Raw genomic sequence first — 4906 nt, 5'->3', positions numbered from 1 at the left:
GGGGCGGACTGCGGGTGACAACGGCCGAGAGCATGGACGTCGTGCGCATGGTGCTCACCGGTCAGGTCTCGCGCGAGCTCGTGGGTCTTCTCAACGCCCACGGCCCATATGCGGTCGGGTTGTCGGGCGAGGACGGCGGCCTGTTCAAGGCGCGTCGCCGCACCGCGACGGTCGACGGCGAGCCCGTCGACGTCGGGCACGTCGGGGACGTCGTGGACGTGGACCCGCGTGCGGTGCGGGACCTGCTCGACGCCGGACGGATCCCGGTCGTGTCGACCGTCGCCCCCGACATCGACGACCCTACGCAGGTGCTCAACGTCAATGCGGACACGGCCGCTGCCGCGCTCGCCGTCGCGCTGCGGGCGCGCAAGCTCATCATCCTCACCGACGTCGAGGGCCTGTACACGGACTGGCCGGATCGCGGTTCCCTCGCGCAGCAGATCCGCGTCTCGGCCCTCGAGGCGCTCCTGCCGAGCCTCGAGTCCGGGATGGTGCCCAAGATGGAGGCCTGCCTGCGGGCGGTGCGGGGCGGGGTGCCCCAGGCCCACGTCGTGGACGGCAGAGAGGCGCACTCGGTCCTCGTGGAGGTCTTCACCGAGCAGGGCGTCGGGACGATGGTTCTCCCCGACGACCTCACCGGTCCGATCCCGATCGTCCGGCGTGGTGGGCAGGCGACGGCATGAGCGACCTCAGCACGCCCCTCGAGAACGACTCGGCCCTCGCCTGGACCGAGCGCTACGGCGACGCCGTGATGAACACCTTCGGCACGCCGAGGCGTGTCCTGGTCCGGGGCGACGGCGTGTACGTGTGGGATGCCGACGGCCGCCGGTACCTCGACCTGCTCGGCGGGATCGCGGTGAACACCCTCGGTCACGGGCACCCCACCCTCACGGCGGCGATCAGCGCGCAGCTCGGCACCCTCGGGCACGTGTCGAACTTCTTCGCCACGCCCACCCAGATCGCTCTGGCCGAGCGCCTGCTGCACCTCGCGGAGGCCCCCGAGGGGTCCCGCGTCTTCTTCGCCAACTCCGGGACCGAGGCGAACGAGGCAGCCTTCAAGCTGCTGCGCCGCACCGGACGTCCGCGGATCCTCGCCATGGAGGGTGCCTTCCACGGTCGGTCCATGGGAGCGCTCGCCCTCACCCACAAGCCTGCCTACCGGGCGCCGTTCGAGCCGCTTCCCGGAGGCGTCGAGTTCCTCCCGTTCGGGGACCTGGCAGCACTCGAGGCAGCGATGGGCGACGACGTCGCCGGGATCGTCCTGGAGGTGCTCCAGGGCGAGGCGGGGGTCCGCCCCCTGCCTCCGGGCTACCTCGCGGCCGCCCGTCGGCTGGCGGACAGCCATGGCGCCCTGCTCGTGATCGACGAGGTGCAGACGGGGATCGGCAGGACCGGTGCCTGGTTCGCCTGGCAGCACCCGGACCTCGGTGCCGGCGTCCGACCCGATGTCGTGACCATGGCCAAGGGGCTGGGCGGCGGCTTCCCGATCGGCGCCCTCCTCGCCTCCGGCGCGGCGGCGACGCTGCTCGGACCGGGTCAGCACGGGACGACCTTCGGCGGGAACCCGGTCGCGGCGGCGGCCGCGCTGGCGACGCTCGGGGTCCTCGACCGGGACCAGGTGCTGCCCCACGTGGCACGGCTCGGTCGCCGACTGGTCGAGGAGCTCTCCGCGTGCCCGCTGGTCACCGAGGTGCGCGGCTCGGGACTGCTGCTCGCCGTCGAGCTCGTCGCGCCGGTCGCGGCGCGGGTCGCCGACCTCGCCCTCGACGCCGGGTTCATCGTCAACCCCGTGACGCCCTCCGCCCTGCGTCTCGCACCTCCGCTCGTGCTCACCTGGGACGAGGTCGAGCCCTTCGTCGGGTTCGTCGCCGGGCTGCCTGACGACGTGCTCGCGACCTCGAAGGAGATCTCATGACCCGCCACCTGCTGCGCGACGACGACCTCGCCCCCGCCGAGCAGCGTGCCGTGCTCGAGCTCGCGCTGCGCCTCAAGGCCGACAGGTTCGCGATCTCGCCCCTGGCCGGGCCCCGCACCGTCGCCGTGCTCTTCGACAAGCCCACGCTGCGTACCCAGGTCTCCTTCACGGTCGGTGTCGTCGAGCTGGGTGGGTACCCGATGCTCGTGGACGGCAAGCTCGCGCAGATCGGGGTCCGCGAGTCCGTCGCGGACACCGCTCACGTGCTGGGTCGGCAGGCCAGCGCGATCGTCTGGCGCACCTACGAGCAGTCCCGCATCGAGGAGATGGCGGCCAACGTCGACGTGCCGGTCGTCAACGCCCTGACGGACGACTTCCACCCCTGCCAGGTGCTGGCCGACCTGCTGACCATCGCCGAGCACACCCCGGGCGGCGTGGACGGGCTGGCCGGGAGGACCCTCGCCTACCTCGGTGACGGGGCGAACAACATGGCGCAGTCGTACCTGCTCGGCGGGGCGACGGCGGGGATGCACGTGCGGATCGGCACCCCGGCCGGGCACCTGCCGGACGCGGCCGTGCTCGCCGACGCGGCAGCGGTCGCCGCCGAGACGGGCGGGTCGGTCACCGTGCTGCACGAGGCCGTCGAGACGGTCCGCGGCGCCGACGTGCTGGCGACCGATACCTGGGTCTCGATGGGCGACGAGCGCTCCGCCGCCGAGGCGGAGAGCCTGTTCGGGCCGTTCCGTCTCGACCAGGCGCTGCTGGAGACCGCACCTGAGCACGCCATCGTCCTGCACTGCCTCCCGGCGTACCGCGGCAAGGAGATCACCGCCGAGGTCATCGACGGACCGCGCTCCGTCGTGTTCCAGGAGGCGGAGAACCGCCTGCACGCCCAGAAGGCCGTGCTCGCCTGGCTCCTGGAGCAGTCGTGACGGGCACCTCGGCATCGGTGCCGTCGACCAAGGCGGCACGGCACGCCCTCATCTCGAGACTCCTCGGCCGCTCGGCCGTGCGGTCCCAGGCCGACCTCGCGCAGGCGCTCGCGGCCGAAGGGCTCGTGGTCACCCAGGCCACGCTCTCCCGGGACCTGGTCGAGCTGCGCGCGGTGCGCATCCGGGCGGCCGACGGCACGTTGACCTACGCCCTTCCCGCCGAGGGAGGGGACCGCACACCCCAGGCGGCGGGGACCTCCGAACAGCTCGCCGCGCGGCTCGCGCGCCTGTGCGCCGAGCTCCTCGTGACGGCCGAGCACTCGGGCAACCTCGTCGTGCTGCGCACCCCGCCGGGCGCCGCGCAGTTCCTCGCCTCGGCGATCGACCACTCGGTCCTCCCGGCCGTGCTCGGGACGATTGCGGGTGACGACACCCTCCTGGTGATCGCCAGGGAGGAGGACGGCGGCGAGGCCGTCGCCCGACGATTCCTCGAGCTCGCTGCCGGCGCCCCGGCCGAGCGAGCGTCCTGACCCCGCCCCCAGAACCTGACCAGCAGCACACCCCGCACAGACAAGGAACCATCGACATGACCGATCGCGTCGTCCTCGCTTACTCCGGAGGCCTCGACACCTCCGTCGGCATCGGCTGGATCGCCGAGGCCACCGGCGCCGAGGTGATCGCGGTCGCCGTCGACGTCGGCCAGGGGGGAGAGGACCTCGAGGTCATCCGCCGCCGGGCCCTGGACTGCGGAGCCGTCGAGGCGTACGTCGCCGACGCACGCGACGAGTTCGCCACGGAGTACTGCATGCCGGCCCTGCAGGCCAACGGCATGTACCTCGACCGCTACCCGCTGGTCTCGGCGCTCTCCCGCCCGGTCATCGTCAAGCACCTCGTGCGGGCGGCGCGCCAGTTCGGCGCCACCACCGTCGCCCACGGCTGCACCGGCAAGGGCAACGACCAGGTGCGCTTCGAGGTGGGCATCACCTCGCTGGCCCCCGACCTCAAGTGCCTCGCCCCGGTCCGGGACCTCGCCCTCACGCGCGACAAGGCGATCGACTACGCCACGGCGCACTCCCTGCCGATCGCCACGACGAAGCACAACCCGTTCTCGATCGACCAGAACGTCTGGGGCCGCGCCGTGGAGACGGGCTACCTCGAGGACATCTGGAACGGTCCGACGAAGGACGTCTACACCTACACCGACGACCCGACCTTCCCGCCGGTGGCCGACGAGGTCGTCATGGCCTTCGAGCAGGGCGTCCCGGTCGCGATCGACGGCGTCCCGGTGACCCCGCTCCAGGCGATCCAGGAGATGAACCGTCGCGCCGGTGCCCAGGGCGTCGACCGGATCGACATCGTCGAGGACCGTCTCGTGGGCATCAAGTCGCGCGAGATCTACGAGGCACCCGGCGCCATCGCGCTGATCACCGCGCACCAGGAGCTCGAGAACGTCACGGTCGAGCGTGAGCAGGCGCGGTTCAAGCGTGGCGTCGAGCAGCGCTGGACCGAGCTCGTCTACGACGGCATGTGGTTCTCCCCGCTCAAGCGCTCGCTCGACACCTTCATCGCCGACACCCAGCGCTACGTCTCCGGTGAGATCCGGATGGTCCTGCACGGCGGTCGTGCGACGGTCACCGGACGGCGCAGCGAGTCGAGCCTCTACGACTTCAACCTCGCCACGTACGACACCGGCGACTCCTTCGACCAGTCGGCAGCTCGCGGCTTCATCGAGATCTACGGCCTGACGGCGAAGCTCTCCGCGGCCCGTGACCTGAAGTTCGGCAACGGTGTGGACGTGGGCACCGGGACCCTTCCGACCGATGACTGAGGGCGGGCAGGGCTCGGTCAGCCTCTGGGGAGGGCGCTTCGCCGGGGGACCGGCGGACGCGCTCGCCGAGCTGTCCCGCTCGACGCACTTCGACTGGCGCCTGGCCCGCCACGACCTCGCGGGCTCCCGGGCGCACGCCCGGGTGCTCCACCAGGCAGGGCTGCTCTCGCAGGACGACCTCGCCGGCATGATCGACGCGATCGACCGGCTCGACGCGGAGGTGGCGTCCGG

General features: G+C 72.2%; 5 protein-coding genes and 1 pseudogene. All 6 read left to right on the top strand.

Annotated features, from left to right (window positions below; translation table 11 throughout):
- Nucleotides 1-683: acetylglutamate kinase (gene argB, locus ABWK99_RS13640; RefSeq protein ID WP_372595248.1), on the top strand; the 683-nt coding region annotated here is incomplete at its 5' end.
- Nucleotides 680-1915, top strand: a complete 1236-nt coding sequence (locus ABWK99_RS13635; protein WP_372595247.1) for an acetylornithine transaminase — start codon at nucleotides 680-682, stop codon at nucleotides 1913-1915. The genes argB and ABWK99_RS13635, both read left to right, overlap by 4 nt.
- Nucleotides 1912-2847 carry an ornithine carbamoyltransferase gene (gene argF / locus ABWK99_RS13630; protein WP_372595246.1) on the top strand — a complete coding sequence of 312 codons (936 nt, stop codon included), beginning with the start codon at nucleotides 1912-1914 and terminating at the stop codon, nucleotides 2845-2847. The genes ABWK99_RS13635 and argF overlap by 4 nt, the downstream gene beginning before the upstream one ends.
- The gene (locus ABWK99_RS13625; protein WP_372595245.1) at nucleotides 2844-3377 is read left to right on the top strand and encodes an arginine repressor; all 534 of its coding nucleotides are present in this window, start codon (nucleotides 2844-2846) and stop codon (nucleotides 3375-3377) included. Before argF ends, ABWK99_RS13625 begins: the two co-directional genes overlap by 4 nt.
- Nucleotides 3378-3433: 56 nt before the next feature.
- Nucleotides 3434-4675 carry an argininosuccinate synthase gene (locus tag ABWK99_RS13620; protein ID WP_372595244.1) on the top strand — a complete coding sequence of 414 codons (1242 nt, stop codon included), beginning with the start codon at nucleotides 3434-3436 and terminating at the stop codon, nucleotides 4673-4675.
- Nucleotides 4668-4906 (top strand): annotated as a pseudogene (locus ABWK99_RS13615) (argininosuccinate lyase); the annotation flags it as partial. The gene ABWK99_RS13620 and the pseudogene ABWK99_RS13615, both read left to right, overlap by 8 nt.

This window comes from Actinotalea sp., assembly GCF_041597215.1.
Lineage (GTDB): Bacteria > Actinomycetota > Actinomycetes > Actinomycetales > Cellulomonadaceae > Actinotalea.
Note: the sequence above shows the minus strand (reverse complement) of the source record. Positions and strands in the feature narration are given on the sequence as shown.